Below are 15,173 nucleotides of genomic sequence, written 5' to 3'. Positions count from 1 at the left end.
GATCTGATTTAAAGCTGGACCTAGAGGAAACAGAGTCACCTTCCGCGACACGCCATAAACCCATCCATGGGGCTCGGGAAATGCCATCCCTGGCATTGTCACGGTCGTGGAAGCCGATCTCTGTTACCTCTCTTGAAGCTCCGAGCTGCCTGCTAATCCCATTTACAGGCGGCTTCGTGGTATAGGGGCGGATAAAGGGATCTACTCCACCGACCATCACATGACAGGGACGTCATGTGCTGAGCGCCACAGGGAGGTGCTTGCAGCGTGTCGGTGGAGTAGACCCTTTGTTCGACTTTTATACAAACAAAAATAGATCAGTTATTTTTCCAGATCGGTATAAGAGTAACGCCCATCAAAAAAGCCACCTAAGGTGGCTTTTTTATTAAGGTAGATAGTGCTTAGCGAGTGAGCTTACTCAACCGTTAAGATCTTGCAGGTGTTGGTGCTACCAATCACTTCCATGCAATCACCATGGGTCAATAATACTAGGTCACCACTGTTTACAAAACCGCTTTTCTTCAAGGTATCTAGCGCTTCACGGCCCACTTCTGAGTTGCTTAAACTCGCATTTTGCTTAAAGTAAACAGGCGTTACACCACGGTATAAGTTGCTCCACGCCAGGGTTTTATCTTCGCCAGACAAAGAGAAAATAGGCAGGCCAGAACTGATGCGTGACAGCAACAGCGGCGTAGTACCTGAGTGGGTTAGGGCCACAATGGCTTTAACACCTTGTAAGTGGTTAGCCGCATACATGGTAGACATGGCAACGGTTTCTTCAACTGAGGTGAAGGTGAAGTTCATGCGGTGATTAGACACATTAATGCTGGGGTGCTTTTCAGCGCCTAAGCACACTTCAGCCATGGCTTTAACGGTTTCAATCGGAAAGTCACCGGCGGCGGTTTCTGCAGACAGCATAACCGCATCGGTACCATCCAATACGGCGTTGGCGACGTCCATCACTTCAGCACGAGTTGGCAGCGGTGCAGAAATCATTGATTCCATCATTTGTGTTGCCGTGATCACCACGCGGTTTAGGCGACGTGACGCACGGATCAGCTTCTTCTGTACACCTACTAGCTCAGAGTCACCTATTTCAACACCCAAGTCACCACGAGCAACCATGACCACGTCTGATGCTAAAATCACATCTTCCATGGCCGCGTCACTGGCTACGGCTTCAGCACGCTCTACTTTAGCAACCAACTTGGCATTGCTGCCAGCAGCACGGGCGAGTTCACGGGCAATTTTCATGTCTTCGCCGGTACGTGGGAAAGACACGGCTAGGTAATCAACACCAATTTTTGCGGCAGTAATAATGTCTTCGCGGTCTTTGTCGGTAAGAGCTGGGGCAGATAAGCCACCGCCTTTTTTGTTAATACCTTTGTTATTAGACAAAGGACCGGCAACCGTGACTTCGGTGAGTACTTTGTTACCTTCAACGCCATCTACGCGCAGCTGCACGCGGCCATCATCGAGTAACAAAATATCGCCAATTTTGACGTCTTTTGGCAAGTCTTTATAGTCGATACCAACTTGCTGCTCATCGCCTTCACCTAGACCAAGATCAGCATCTAATATAAATTTATCACCCAGAGCTAACTCAATTTTATTATTTTTAAAGGTCGACACACGGATTTTAGGACCTTGTAAGTCACCCAAAATAGCCACGTGCACGCCTAATTTTTTAGCTATGGTGCGTACATCATTAGCACGCTTTAAATGATCTTCGGGGGTACCGTGAGAGAAGTTCATGCGCACTACGTTAGCGCCGGCTTTAATAATGCCTTCAAGATTATTGTCGCGATCAGTTGCCGGACCTAGGGTGGTTACTATCTTGGTACGTCTTAACATTGAGAGACTCCAGTGTAGAGGTAGATCACATAAAAATAAAATCAACGCGACATGCTAATGCCATTGGCTTTAATACGCTGATGTAAGGGGTGAGTGTTAACCGGTGAGCGCCAAACCCAAGTTAGAGACTTAATTTAATGGGTAATAGAGAACAGGCTCACTGTGTATGACTGCACCTTAGGTTTATAAATTGTTATCGATAGTAACGTAAGAATACATAAAAGTGTAGGCTGGATCACAAAAATGACGGTTGTTTAGTTATAAATTGATCAAAATCAACATTAAGGGTTATCAAATTGGGAATTTTTTATCCCTTCTTTAACTTTTTGTAAGTTTTCAATAAACACTTTGCCTCTGCGTAAAATAAACCCCGTTGCGAGCACATCAATCAGTACCATTTGCGTCAACCTTGAGGCCATCGGCAGGTGTAAGTCGATATCATTAGGGATATCCATAGACAACACCATAGTGCACACGTGCGCAAGGGGAGAGTCTTGAGCTGTTAGCCCCAGTACGAGTGCGCCTTTTTGCCGTGCTAGCTGGGCAATTTCAACTAAGGCTTTAGTGCGCCCAGTATAAGAAATCAGTACAAATACTTGATCGGGAGAGCTATTAGCCGCACTCATACGCATCATGACGACATCGTCAAAGCACTGTACGGGTAAATTAAAGCGAAAAAATTTATTAGTGGCGTCATGTGCCACGGCCGATGAGGCTCCTAAGCCAAAAAACGATAGCTGTTTGGCTTGGGTTAGCATATTAACGGCTCGGTTAACCTGTTCAGGATCTAAGCTATTTTGGGCTCGGGTAAGGCAGGCCATGCTAGATTCAAAGGTTTTTGTGATATAGGATTCTGGGCTGTCATTTTCATCTAGCTGACGGTGCACATAGGAAGTCGTGTTGGCTAAGCTTTGTGCTAAGTGCAGTTTAAAGTCAGGAAAGCCCTTAGTATCGAGACGTCGACAAAAGCGATTAACAGTAGGCTCGCTGACTTCTGCCATTTTTGCTAATGAGGCAATACTAGAATGAATAGCGGTTTGTGGTGAAGCAAGAATGGTCTCTGCCACCTTTTTTTCTGATTTACTAAAGGCATCTAGCAGTTGCGTCATTTTCTCTAATATATTCATTCCTGTATCTCTTCGAACAAAGCGCAGTAGCTATCCTAGCACAACCCTTTGGCTAGCGGTAAGCGGTGGGCGATAAGTTAAAATATGATTTAATACCAATCTAAGTAAGTATATGGTCAGTTTGTATTGAGCAAAAAGTGACAACGACTCAAATACTGCTAATGGTAAGGGCTCCCCTACTAATAGTTGGGTGTTTGGCTCTTACCCTATAAAGGCTTTTTCAGATCTTATCTCTATTGTTCCGTGTTCTTATTTGGATTCCGTGGCGAAAAATTTTGATCAGTTAGTTTTACAGATTGGTATAATTTAACGCTATATTGGCGTGTGCCGGCGTGGTCGTTTTTTGCGCTATCGGAATGTAGGCATAAAAAAACCCCGGCGAGCCGGGGTTTTGATCACATCACTGAAATTACTTAGCGAAGTTTTCTGCCGCAAATTCCCAGTTAACCAGCGCCCAGAAAGCTTTAACATAGTCTGGACGTACGTTGCGGTAATCGATGTAGTAAGCATGCTCCCACACATCGCAAGTTAGCAATGGTGTAACGTTATCGGTCAGTGGGCAGCCGGCGTTTGAAGTGTTAGCAATTGCCACGCTTCCGTCTGCTTTTTTCACCAGCCAAGTCCAACCAGAACCAAAGTTAGTCACACAAGATTTAGTGAACTCTTCTTGGAACGCCTCAAAAGAACCGAAAGCCGCTTTAATAGCGTCTGCTAATGCGCCTGTTGGCTCACCGCCACCGTTAGGTGCTAAGCAGTTCCAGTAGAACGTGTGGTTCCAGATTTGTGCTGCGTTATTGAAGATGCCGCCAGAAGAAGTCTTAATGATGTCCTCTAGAGATTTACCTTCAAACTCGGTACCTGGTACTAAATTGTTCAGGTTAACGACGTAAGAGTTGTGGTGCTTACCGTAGTGATACTCTAATGTTTCCTCTGAAATATGAGGCAACAAGGCATTTTTTGCGTAAGGTAGGGCGGGAAGTTCAAAAGCCATTATTATAATCTCCATTTTGATGGTGCCAGCCTAAGGCTGGTCTCGACATTACTATTTGCTTTCTCCAGAACGGATACGAGTAACAGCAAAATGCCCGTATCACGCTAAATTGCTAGCACCATTGTAGCAGTTAGCAAGAGGGCTAAACAACATCAGCTTTTGTAGGGGTAAAGCGATAGGTGACTAAAGGAGGTTACTTTGTGGCCGTAAGCAGACCAAACAGCGACTAAAATGCGGGGCTATACTTGTGACCCTTGCACGAAACAGTAGAATAGCGAATTAACTTGTCATTATGATGACTTGCCGTTTTATACTGCGGATAATCTAGTATTACGCATTTATTTTGTTGCTTGTCAGCAACCATCATTGAGGTATTTATGGATACAGTTGAAAAAATCAAAACTCAGATCAGTGAAAACCCGATTTTACTTTATATGAAAGGGTCGCCTAAATTTCCTAGCTGTGGCTTTTCTGCACAAGCGGTACAAGCGTTAATGGGTTGTGGTCAACCTTTTGCTTATGTTGATATTTTGCAAAGCCCAGAAATTCGTGCTGAGCTGCCAAAATACGCAGATTGGCCGACTTTCCCTCAACTGTGGGTTGATGGTGAGCTAGTGGGTGGCTGCGATATTATTATGGAAATGTTTCAACAAGGTGAGCTTAAGCCACTGGTTGAAGAAACCGCGGCTAAATACCCAAAGCCAGAGCAAGAGTAAGTCAACGGGAAGCTTGAAGCCAAACACCCAATCAGACCAATCCTGCTCGCAGGACCATCAGCTAAAGCGCTGGGCTACAAAAAACGGTGTTTGTCTTTAGCTGACTGCTTACGGCTTCCAGCTTTTTTACAAGCACTTTACGGGTTTGGGCAGTCCGGCAAGCTTAGTGGCTTGTTTGGCAGGGCCTTTGGGGAACAGTCGATATAAATAACGGCTGTTGCCTTTTTCAGAGCCTAGCTCTTTGGCCATGGCTTTTACTAGCGCGCGCATAGCGGGTGAAGTGTTATATTTAAGATAAAAATCTCGCACAAACTGCACCACCTCCCAATGCTCTTCACTCAGCCCTATCCCTTCTTGTTCGGCTAGTATATCAACCATTTCTGGCTGCCAATCTTGGTGATTTTTAAGGTACCCCTGAGTATCGGTTGCAATAGTGCGCCCCTCAAACTCAAACATAATCAGTCCTTTATCATCTGTTATTAACAATAGCCGCTAATATTACTGAACTTAGTTAGGGTCTGCATCTATTGTTGCGTCTTGTTGTTGAAATCCTTGGGCTAGTTGATATAAGTCATTGACCAGTAATGTAATATGACTTAACAACTGCTGGTTGAGGATCAACCAGTCATCGACTGCATCAAGGGTGGGCTCATGGTGGGCTATAGGTTGAGAAGCCGGTTGGACATACTCATTATGTAACGCCTTAGCAGCAACGTGTAGCTGGCTCACCAGTTGTTCAATTTGAGGGCCATGGGCTTGTTGCAATAACTGGCTTTGCGCGCGGTGTGCCCCCAAGGTTGATAGATAAGACAATAGTGCATGATTACGATAGGCAATATCAAAACATAAGTTAAGCCAATATTTCGGCACCGGCTCTACTCGAATATTCTGCCAAGCGAGTGCTAACTGATTATCGGCTAAGTGGGCTTGTTTGCGTGATTGGCGATAATCAAGGCTGTCATTTCGTCCGTGTGCAAACTGCTGAGCAATGGCGGCTAAGTACCCAGCATTGGCCTCCATAGCATCGGCCATTAACCGAGGTAAATGGCGACGCTGCCAGTCTGGCCAAATAAACCACACCGCCACAAATGACAATGCACAGCCAATCAGTGTATCAAACAAGCGAGGTAACCAGATAAGCTCACTGGTACCACCTTGTAAGTTAAATGCCAGTAGTACAAAGAGGGTAACAAAGCCAACTGCCCAGCTGTAATACACCTTTATTTGGGTGAAAAAGATAAAGGCCCCTAGCAGCAAAATCATTAACTGTGCGCCGATAGAAGGAAAAAAATACAATAAAGGCACTGCGGCTAAAATACCGCCTATTGTTCCTAAAATACGCTGCACCAACCGCTTGCGGGTGGCACTAAAGCTTGGCTGACAGACAAATAAAATAGTGAGTAATATCCAATAACCGCGTTCTAGTTCAAAATAGGCAATTAAGCTATAACCTAGCGCAAAACATAAGCACAAGCGCATGCTATGACGAAATAACAATGAGTCGGGATGAAACAGTGCCTTTAATTTGGGCCAAAAAGGCTGGCGCTTAGGTTGGGCAAGCTCAACGGTTATCGCCTCAGGTAAGGGTTGGCGCTGGGTTAATGACTCGGCTCGTACCAACCCCTGGTGTAGGCGCGCCATATTGCGGCCTAAATACTTAAGTGGACTTAATAAGTGGAGAGGGTAATCTTGCTGTAAGTGGCTGTAATTAAGCTGATCTTCTAGTGCACTTAACGCCCATGTTAGGCGTTTAGGATGCTGGTAAGCATTATGGGTTAAAATGGCGTAGCCCAGCTTATAACACGCCTCTCCAAGCCCAACCAACAGCGTTTGATAACCTTTTAATATGTCCAGCTGTTTCAAGTCTTGATTAAGTGCCTGATAAGAATAATGGCTAGAGGTGGCTCGCTCGTGCATGTCTTGTACCAGTAAGTACAAGGCCAGTAATCTGCCCAGCTCGTCTTGTTGTGGGTGACACTCTTGCCCTTGAATACGACGATTAAGCATTTGTTTAGTGTTTTCTAGTGCGCTTACCAACTGTATATTGAGCTGCGCTAATTGATGGCGCAAATGTTGATGTTGTTGATCGGGGCTATCAAAAAAGCGCGATTTCTCTAACAAATAACGTGATAGTGAAAAATAACACTGAGCCAATTGCTCATGGACTTGTTTATAAGGCCAAATTAATAATACCACCCAAGACAAAAGCCCATACCAAGCCGCGCCCAAGGTTAATAATAGCGGTTGATACCAAAAGCTGGGGCTGTCGGGGTGACCTTGCATGGCATATAAAGAAATTAATAATATCCCAAACCCCAAGGTGCCCACAGTGGACCCCCACGCGCCCATTAAAATTAAGATGGAGGCGCTAATCACTAATAAAGGGCCAAATAACACCGGGTTATCAATGGTTAAGGTGACCAAGCAAATGGCAATAAAAAAGCACACTAAGCTTAATAACAAGTGACGTAAGCGGCCTTTGGGGCCTTGATCGACTTCGCTAAGGGCACCGGCCATCACCCCTAAGGTAAGCGTGACCGCACCGGGAGTCTGCTCTAACCACCAACCTGGCAGCAAAACGCTTGCCATCGCCAGCAACACTTTAATGGCGAAAAAGAAATGACTGTCGGTAAACACCCGTCTTAGCCAAGACACAAGAGCTGGGGCAGTAATTGCTGAGGGCATTCAATGGCTCACTATAAAGTTAAACGAATCAATCTGTCAGTGGAGGAAAAACGTTAGCGACTAGCTTAGCGCGTTCTGCATGTTTTAATAGCGTATAGACATAAAAAAAGCCCCATAAAGGGGCTTTTTGCAAATAAGCGCCGCTTAGTCGCGGCTTAAACCTAACAAGCTAAGTAGGCTTAAAAAGATATTAAAGATAGAGACGTACAACGTAATGGTGGCCGAAATATAATTGCGCTCACCGCCATGAATAATGGCACTGGTCTGCATTAAAATAGCGCCAGACGAGAACAAAATAAACAGCGCACTCAGGGCTTGGCTAAGCGCGGGTATTTGAAAGAACAAGTTGGCGACAATACCCACCAGTAAGATCACAAAGCCGGCCATCATCATGCCACCTAAAAAGGACATGTCTTTTTTGGTAGTTAACACATAAGCGGACAGCGACAAAAAGGTCAGTGCTGTGCCACCCAATGCCAACATAACGGTTTCGGTACCGCTGGCGCTGCTTAAGTAGTGACTAATAAGAGGGCCAATGGTGTAGCCGGTGAAAGCAGTAAAGGCGAAGATAAAGACGAGGCCTAAGCTGCTATCGCGATTTTTCTCGGTTAAAAACATCAGGCCGTAAAAGCCGACTAAGGTAATAATTAAGCCTGGGCGGGGGAGTCCCATCATGGCGCTCACACCGGCACCTAAAGAGGCGGCAATTAAGGTCATGGCCAGCAACATATAGGTATTACGTAATACCTTGTTGGTTGCCAGCTCACTGGTTTGTGTGCGGGGTATCGAATTTTGGTATCGCATGCTCAAAGCTCCTTAAGCTTCTTCATTTTACGGGGTAAGTATGAGTTAACAGGGCAAGTGCCACGTTGTTTTTACTTGACCAAATATATTGGTAAATCAATACCCTATTTTGGGCATAAAATGGCCTAATTGTCGAGTGTTGAATAAGCCTTGTTCAGCCCTGGAACGAAAGCCTTGCTGGAGTTAACAGCAATCTGTGCATAAAATATCCACTTAAACATAAATAGTGATTTATTCGTTTACAACGCCCACCAGCTTTAGGTAGTATTCATCTCGTTCGGAGGGGTGGCAGAGTGGTTGAATGCACCGGTCTTGAAAACCGGCATGGGTTTATAGCCCATCCAGGGTTCAAATCCCTGCTCCTCCGCCATATTACAAACAGCCCGCAGCGTTAATTCGTTGCGGGCTTTTTGTTGTTAAATACACTTTAGATTACATGACACTTTACGTAAGCTGGTATCACTGTTACCTACCACTGTGGGTTTGCGACCAATGACCTAAGGCGCTAAACGAGGTGTGCGATGCAATATTGGATTATGGGAGGCGGAGGTATTGGTGTCGCTCTGGCGCAAGCTGGGGTAGCGCGAGGAGACAAAGTACTGCTGTTAAGTCGCTCTAACCCTCATCTCGATCAGGTTGACTGGTTAGCCGTCGATAATACCGATCAAGACGCCTTGGCTAAGGCAATCGCCGATTACCCTTTGCCCGATAGAGTAATTAATACCCTAGGTATGTTGCACCAAGGTGTACAGCAGCCTGAAAAGCGCATTGAGCAGCTTAATGAGGCGGCGTTTAATAACAGCTTGCGCATTAATACATGGCCGACATTGGCCATGGCACAACTGCTATCGCAACGCTTAACCCGTACCACACCATTACAGTTTGCCGCTTTATCGGCGCGAGTGGGCTCTATTAGTGATAATAGAGCTGGCGGTTGGTACAGCTATCGGGTGAGCAAAGCGGCGCTGAATATGGCAATAAAAACGGTGAGCATTGAATGGCAACGCCGGTTTCCCCATGCCAGTATCGTCGGGCTGCACCCAGGCACAGTAGCCACCGAGTTGTCTGCTCCTTTTCGCTCGGGCCTTGTTACTGGGCAGCTTCATACCCCAGCACAGGCAGCACAAGATTTACTGAATGTGTTAGACAACTTGTCTAATGAGCACTCAGGGCGATTATTTGCCTGGGATGGTCAAGAAATACAGCCTTAATATATTTAGTCACTCACACGGACAGTGATTGTGTGAGCCTGCTTGCAGAATACAGCAACTATGATGTTTTAGCCGCGCTTTTAGCTTAGTGTTTGATGTTATTAAGCTATAAGCAAGGGGTAAACTTCATGCTGGCATTATCGATTAACGATATTAAGGTGGGCGTAGATTTAGCTGATAAAGACGCCGTTATTCACGCGCTTGCCCAATGGCTAGAAGAAGATGGCCATGTGGCTTCGGGCTACCAAGCTGGCATGATGGCACGAGAAGCAAAAACCGCGACTTACCTTGGTCAAGGTATTGCTATTCCCCATGGCACGCAAGCATGTCGACACCTTATTCAACATACCGGCATTAAAGTGTTGCACCTGCCACAAGGAGTAGACTGGGGGGATGGCGAAAAAGCCTACCTAATATTAGGCATAGCCGCCCGCTCAGACGAACACCTTGATTTACTCAAGCAACTGGCTAAAACCCTCTCTCAAGATAACCTACAGCAAGGCGTTATGGCGATCACTGATCCCGAGCAGGTGCTGGCGCTATTGCAAGGACCTCCTCAGCTTAAAGAGATGACATTGCCTCTCGAGCATATCGCCACCGAGCTAGATGCAGACACCTTATTGCAGCTAACCCATCAAGCCCTTGGCCTATTACCTAGTAACGATTCTGCGCATACCTCATTAAAGCACACAACACCTATTCATATCGGCCAAGGCTGGTGGTTAAGTCAAGCCCATACCCACAGTGGTCTTGGCAACGCCGCCTTGGTAACCTCTCATCCCCATAGTTCGCTGTTAATGCAATCGCCTGCCATACGCGGTGTGTTAGTGCTATTAATAGATGGCATCAGCCATAAGGCATTATTGGAGCAATTACTGGCTTGGTTAGCGGCTAAGCAAGGTGCAGAGTTGGCCGCTTTAAGCTCAGCTGAGTCGTTACTTACCGCCTTAGAAGCAGGGCCAGAGGCTTATGGCCAACTACGGCATAGCGTGCAGCAAACAGTAAGTGTGCGTAATACTCATGGTATACATGCCCGCCCTGGAGCCACATTAGTACAGCTTGCTAAACAATTTAGTGCCGAGATATACGTGCGTAATCTTGAGGGAGACGGGCAGTGGGCTTCGGCAAAAAGCTTAATGCAAATGATAAGCTTAGGTGCAAAGCGAGGGCATCAATTATTATTTTCCGCCTCAGGAGCAGATAGCGAGGCGGCGGTTAACGCCTTAGTAAAGGCTGTCGCAGAGGGGCTAGGGGAGCCATTAGGTGACGACTTGCCTCCTCTTGAGCAAGCAACCAATGACATTGCCCCACAGCAGCAAAGTGACACGCCCGCTCAGCCTATCACGCTTGAACCCAACAGTGAGCTTAGTGGGGTAACCGCCGCAGCTGGAGTCGCCATAGGGCCTGTGTTTGTTGATCTTGAGGTGCAGTTTGATTATCCCCAGCAAGGAAAAGATCCCGAGTTTGAAAAAACGGCGTTAACGGCCGCCCTTGATCAAGCTTGTGGCGAATTAACCCAAGCACAAGCACACAGTCAAGACGCCCAAGCTAATGATATTATGGCCATGCATCAAGAACTGTTAGCGGATACGGCATTAATTTTTGATGTTAACTGTCGTATTAGCCAAGGCCAATCGGCTCCCGCGGCTTGGTGGAGTGAGATAAACCTTGCAGCGACTCGCCAAGGGAATAACGACGATGCCTTATTGGCAGAGCGGGCTGCGGATATTCGTGATGTAGGCCGCCGTGTGATGGCCATTTTATGTCATAGCTTAGCGACCACACCGCCTGCGCATCCTTATATTTGGGTCGCTCAAGAAATTGGCCCCTCGCAGCTGGTTAATCTCGACCCTCAACAGGTGCTTGGCATAGTAACGGTTGGGGGCGGAGCGGCTTCTCATAGCGCCATTTTAGCCACCGCCTTAGGGATCCCTGCATTAGTCGGCGTTAATGACGCTGTGATGACACTGCAAACCGGCACCCAAGTTATTTTAAACGCTGAGCACGGCTGTTTAAAAATTGCCCCTGACGAACACACCTTACACCAAGCACAAGCGCAACAACGCCAAGCAAAACAGGCCGCTGAGCAGGCTTGGCGTGAGCGAGAGTTAGCCGCCATCACCCAAGACGGCCATCGTATTGAGGTGGCGGCTAACTTAGGGGATGTGCAAGACGCGCAGCAAGTTGTGACATCAGGTGGGGATGGTGTGGGGCTATTGCGCACTGAATTTGTGTTTATGTCACGGCGCACCGCCCCCAGTCTTGCCACCCAAACAGCCTTATATCGCCAGCTATTTGATGCTTTAGCAGGTCGGCCTCTATTAGCGCGCACCTTAGATGTGGGCGGCGATAAACCCCTGCCTTATTGGCCGAGCACCAAAGAAGATAATCCTTTTTTAGGGGTGCGTGGCATTCGCTTATGTAGGCAGAACCCTGAGTTACTGAGCACGCAAATTCGCGCGCTATTAACGGCGGCGGATAATCGGCCGGTGCGTATTATGTTCCCCATGATCACCGATATTGCCGAGTGGCGCTGGGCTAAAGACATGGTTAATGAGATACAAGCCGAGGTGAATGCTACTCAGGTTGAGTTAGGCATGATGATAGAAGTGCCTTCCGCGGCCTTATGTGCTGCTGTGTTTGCTAAAGAAGTCGACTTCTTTAGCATAGGGACCAATGATCTTACCCAGTATGCGATGGCGGTAGACAGAGGCAACGGTGAAGTAGCGTATCTAGCCGATGGACTACACCCCAGTGTGTTACAGCTGATACAGATGACGGTGATTGCCGCCCACGCTCAAGGTAAATGGGTGGGGGTCTGTGGCGAGTTGGCCGCCGATGTTCAAGCATTGCCCATTTTATTGGGGCTAGGCGTGGATGAGTTATCGGTGAGTTTAGCGCGCCTGCCGCTGGTAAAAGCACAAATACGCCAATTACAGCTTGCCCATTGCCAGCAGCTTGCACAACAGGCCTTGGTGAGTGAAGACGCACCCAGTGTAAGGCGCTTAGTGAATCAGCATCCCAAGGTGGCAAAGCAGCCAGAGGAGCAGGGCTTATGAGCATAGTCACGGTCACACTCAACCCTGCACTGGATTTAACGGTCACTGTGCCTTGCTTGCATAAAAATCAGGTGAATATTGCAACGAGTCAGCATCTAGGCCCTGCCGGTAAGGGCATTAATGTGGCGCGGGTACTCAGTGACTTAGGGCATACACCGATTGCGACCGGCTTTTTAGGCCGTGATAACGCAGCCCCATTTAGCCAGTTATTTAGTGAACAACACATTATAGATAAATGCCTGCGTCTCGCCGGTAGCACCCGTATTAACACCAAAATTAGCGAACGTGATGGCAGTGTAACCGATATTAATACCCCAGGGCTCACGGTCACAACAGAGGCATGGAGCCAGTTGCGCGCACAATTAAATGACTTAGCCGCACAAATGCACGTATTGGTTATTTCAGGGAGTGTGCCACCTGGGGTATCGTTGGCGCAATTTAGCGAGCTTATCGCCTGGGGGCGCCAACAAGGTAAAGCCGTTATATTAGATAGCAGCCAGCAAGCGCTCGCAGCAGGCATAAGCGCGCGACCCACCTTAATTAAACCCAATATTGATGAGCTAAGCACGCTGCTGGGGCGTACCTTAAATAATGAGGCCGACATTATGGCGGCGGCTCAGCAATTGCAACAACAAGGCATTGCGCATCTGGTGGTATCAATGGGCGCACAGGGCGTGTATTGGTTTACTCCTACTCAGTGTTGGCGGGCGAGTGTGCCTAAGGTTGAGGTCGTCAGCACAGTCGGAGCCGGAGATAGCTTGGTTGCCGGACTGGCGGCGGGATTAAATGACGGTTTATGTGCGCAATCACAGGCAACATTATGTGATCCTCAAGTGATATTACGCCGCGCAACTGCGTTATCGCTGATGGCCGTCACCCAAGTGGGAGTGGGCATAAACTGTGCCCAACAATATGCCGATTATCAAGCGGCCATCACCATTACTGAGCGAGCAGCAAGGAGAGTGTAATGAACATTATCATCATTACGGCGTGCCCTAGTGGCATCACCACCAGTTATTTGGCTGCGCAATTGCTCGAGCAAGCAGCCCGACAAAGAGGTTGGCATGCCAGTGTGGAGTGTCACAGTCAATTAACGACCGATAATGCGGTGACTGCGGCTGATATTGCCGAGGCAGACTTAGTGGTGGTGGCGTGTGATATTGAACTTAACTTGTCTCGCTTTGCGGGGGTGCCCGTTTATTGCAGCGCTATTGCACCTGCATTAGCTGATCCCCATGCCTGGCTCACGTTAGCCGAACAAGATGCCCGCCCTTATGTGGCGAGCAACGACGAGGCTAAAGGTGAGCAAGGCGGCACTGAGCTTAATGATGCTGTTCATCAAGAGACAGCTCAACATATTGTTGCCATTACCGCCTGCCCCACAGGCGTAGCCCATACCTTTATGGCGGCAGAGGCGCTCAATGACACAGCTGCACGCTTGAATATTAATATTAAAGTAGAAACCCAAGGTTCGGTAGGTGCACAAAACACCTTAACCGTCGAGGATATAGCGAAGGCCGATGTGGTCATAGTGGCCGCCGACATAGAAGTGAACACCGAGCGCTTTAATGGAAAGCGACTCTATCGTACCAGTACGGGGCAGGCGCTAAAGCAGCCCGAGCAAACGCTAAAACAGGCGCTGGCCGAAACCCATATTCACACCACTGAGGGGTAGCCCAGGCAGACACTGGTCAAGAGGAGAAAACCGGACCGTATCAGCACCTATTAACGGGGGTGTCTTTTATGCTGCCCATGGTGGTGGCCGGGGGCTTAATTATTGCGCTGTCGTTTGTGTTTGGTATTAATGCCGCCGAGCAAGAGGGCTCGTTGGCGGCGGCATTAATGCAAATTGGTGGCGCTTCGGCCTTTGCACTTATGATACCGGTATTATCGGGCTACATTGCGTACTCCATTGCCGACAGGCCCGGTATTGCCCCAGGTATGATAGGCGGTATGTTAGCCAGCACACTAGGGGCGGGGTTTTTAGGCGGTATTATCAGTGGCTTTTTAGCCGGTTACTGTGCCCGCTGGCTGGCGCAAAAAGTGCCCATGCCCACCAGTTTATCGGCGCTTAAACCCATTTTAGTGATCCCCTTATTTGCCAGCTTGTTCACCGGCTTAATCATGATCTATGTGGTGGGCACGCCCGTGGCTTGGATTATGAATGCACTTACTGAGTTTTTAAATAATATGGGCTCTACTAATGCGGTGTTATTGGGCGTGCTCATTGGTGCCATGATGTGCTTTGATATGGGAGGGCCGGTTAATAAAGCCGCTTATGCTTTCTCGGTGGGGTTATTAGCCTCACAAACCTATGGCCCTATGGCGGCGGCCATGGCGGCAGGCATGGTGCCTGCGCTGGGCATGGGGCTGGCCACTTTATTGGCAAGGCGTAAATTTAATGCCTCAGAGCAAGAGGCGGGTAAAGCGGCGTGTGTGCTGGGCTTGTGTTTTATTTCTGAGGGGGCCATCCCCTTTGCAGCAAGAGATCCCTTGCGGGTGATCCCGTGTTGCATGTTAGGTGGCGCCTTAACGGGGGCTTTATCTATGTTAGTGGGGGCCAAGTTATTAGCGCCGCATGGTGGCATTTTTGTGTTTTTTATTCCCAATGCCATTCAACCTCTTGGTGGATATGCACTGGCCATTGCCGCAGGCTCTGTGGTCACCGCCATTAGTTACGCCCTTATAAAGCGTAACGATGCCGAAATGCTCAACAAAACAGCGCC

At 47.9% G+C, this 15,173-nt stretch carries 10 protein-coding genes, 1 tRNA gene and 1 pseudogene; 6 read left to right on the top strand and 6 right to left on the bottom strand.

Going from position 1 to position 15,173, the window contains the following annotated elements; genetic code table 11:
- Positions 1-414 precede the first annotated feature (414 nt).
- The 3 genes from pyk to sodB form a co-directional block, all read right to left on the bottom strand.
- The gene (gene pyk, locus ACTHY5_RS07105) at positions 415-1,854 is read right to left on the bottom strand and encodes a pyruvate kinase (RefSeq protein WP_441878157.1); all 1,440 of its coding nucleotides are present in this window, start codon (positions 1,852-1,854) and stop codon (positions 415-417) included.
- A 281-nt stretch (positions 1,855-2,135) separates the two neighbouring features.
- On the bottom strand, positions 2,136-2,981 hold the full coding sequence (locus ACTHY5_RS07100) for a MurR/RpiR family transcriptional regulator (protein ID WP_441878155.1): 846 nt from the start codon (positions 2,979-2,981) through the stop codon (positions 2,136-2,138).
- A gap of 409 nt (positions 2,982-3,390) precedes the next feature.
- Complete coding sequence (gene sodB / locus ACTHY5_RS07095) at positions 3,391-3,972, bottom strand: superoxide dismutase [Fe] (protein ID WP_441878153.1); 582 nt, start codon at positions 3,970-3,972, stop codon at positions 3,391-3,393.
- 377 nt (positions 3,973-4,349) lie between these two features.
- Here sodB and ACTHY5_RS07090 point away from each other — a divergent pair, with 377 nt between their 5' ends.
- Complete coding sequence (locus ACTHY5_RS07090) at positions 4,350-4,688, top strand: Grx4 family monothiol glutaredoxin (protein WP_441878151.1); 339 nt, start codon at positions 4,350-4,352, stop codon at positions 4,686-4,688.
- Between the two features lie 126 nt (positions 4,689-4,814).
- Here ACTHY5_RS07090 and ACTHY5_RS07085 read toward each other — a convergent pair whose 3' ends face one another.
- The 3 genes from ACTHY5_RS07085 to ACTHY5_RS07075 all read right to left on the bottom strand — a co-directional run bounded on the left by ACTHY5_RS07085 (position 4,815) and on the right by ACTHY5_RS07075 (position 8,177).
- Positions 4,815-5,144 carry a TusE/DsrC/DsvC family sulfur relay protein gene (locus ACTHY5_RS07085; RefSeq protein WP_441878149.1) on the bottom strand — a complete coding sequence of 110 codons (330 nt, stop codon included), beginning with the start codon at positions 5,142-5,144 and terminating at the stop codon, positions 4,815-4,817.
- Positions 5,145-5,195: 51 nt separating this feature from the next.
- The gene (gene yccS / locus ACTHY5_RS07080) at positions 5,196-7,373 is read right to left on the bottom strand and encodes a YccS family putative transporter (RefSeq protein ID WP_441878147.1); all 2,178 of its coding nucleotides are present in this window, start codon (positions 7,371-7,373) and stop codon (positions 5,196-5,198) included.
- A 144-nt stretch (positions 7,374-7,517) separates the two neighbouring features.
- Positions 7,518-8,177: a Bax inhibitor-1/YccA family protein gene (locus tag ACTHY5_RS07075; protein ID WP_441878145.1), complete on the bottom strand. Its 660-nt coding sequence runs from the start codon at positions 8,175-8,177 to the stop codon at positions 7,518-7,520.
- A 279-nt stretch (positions 8,178-8,456) separates the two neighbouring features.
- Here ACTHY5_RS07075 and ACTHY5_RS07070 point away from each other — a divergent pair.
- The 5 genes and pseudogenes from ACTHY5_RS07070 to ACTHY5_RS07050 all read left to right on the top strand — a co-directional run.
- Positions 8,457-8,547 (top strand) — tRNA-Ser (locus tag ACTHY5_RS07070).
- Positions 8,548-8,698: 151 nt separating this feature from the next.
- Positions 8,699-9,388, top strand: coding sequence for an SDR family NAD(P)-dependent oxidoreductase (locus ACTHY5_RS07065; RefSeq protein WP_441878143.1), 690 nt, complete (start codon positions 8,699-8,701; stop codon positions 9,386-9,388).
- A gap of 128 nt (positions 9,389-9,516) precedes the next feature.
- Positions 9,517-12,447: a phosphoenolpyruvate--protein phosphotransferase gene (gene ptsP / locus ACTHY5_RS07060; protein ID WP_441878141.1), complete on the top strand. Its 2,931-nt coding sequence runs from the start codon at positions 9,517-9,519 to the stop codon at positions 12,445-12,447.
- A complete protein-coding gene (pfkB, locus tag ACTHY5_RS07055) occupies positions 12,444-13,415 on the top strand; it encodes a 1-phosphofructokinase (RefSeq protein ID WP_441878139.1) in 972 nt (323 codons plus the stop codon). Before ptsP ends, pfkB begins: the two co-directional genes overlap by 4 nt.
- Positions 13,415-15,173 (top strand): annotated as a pseudogene (locus tag ACTHY5_RS07050) (PTS fructose-like transporter subunit IIB); the annotation flags it as partial. The gene pfkB and the pseudogene ACTHY5_RS07050, both read left to right, overlap by 1 nt.

It is taken from the genome of Oceanisphaera sp. (assembly GCF_052084945.1).
Lineage (GTDB): Bacteria > Pseudomonadota > Gammaproteobacteria > Enterobacterales > Aeromonadaceae > Oceanimonas.
The sequence above is the reverse complement of the archived record's forward strand: the minus strand, read 5'-3'. Positions and strand labels throughout refer to the sequence as shown.

Bases quoted from the DNA above. Each gene is read 5' to 3' on its own strand.
- ACTHY5_RS07065 (WP_441878143.1), top strand. From the start codon at position 8,699: ATGCAATATTGGATTATGGGAGGCGGAGGTATTGGTGTCGCTCTGGCG.
- sodB (WP_441878153.1), bottom strand. From the start codon at position 3,972: ATGGCTTTTGAACTTCCCGCCCTACCTTACGCAAAAAATGCCTTGTTG.
- pyk (WP_441878157.1), bottom strand. From the start codon at position 1,854: ATGTTAAGACGTACCAAGATAGTAACCACCCTAGGTCCGGCAACTGAT.
- yccS (WP_441878147.1), bottom strand. From the start codon at position 7,373: ATGCCCTCAGCAATTACTGCCCCAGCTCTTGTGTCTTGGCTAAGACGG.
- ACTHY5_RS07100 (WP_441878155.1), bottom strand. From the start codon at position 2,981: ATGAATATATTAGAGAAAATGACGCAACTGCTAGATGCCTTTAGTAAA.
- ptsP (WP_441878141.1), top strand. From the start codon at position 9,517: ATGCTGGCATTATCGATTAACGATATTAAGGTGGGCGTAGATTTAGCT.
- ACTHY5_RS07085 (WP_441878149.1), bottom strand. From the start codon at position 5,144: ATGTTTGAGTTTGAGGGGCGCACTATTGCAACCGATACTCAGGGGTAC.
- ACTHY5_RS07075 (WP_441878145.1), bottom strand. From the start codon at position 8,177: ATGCGATACCAAAATTCGATACCCCGCACACAAACCAGTGAGCTGGCA.
- ACTHY5_RS07090 (WP_441878151.1), top strand. From the start codon at position 4,350: ATGGATACAGTTGAAAAAATCAAAACTCAGATCAGTGAAAACCCGATT.
- pfkB (WP_441878139.1), top strand. From the start codon at position 12,444: ATGAGCATAGTCACGGTCACACTCAACCCTGCACTGGATTTAACGGTC.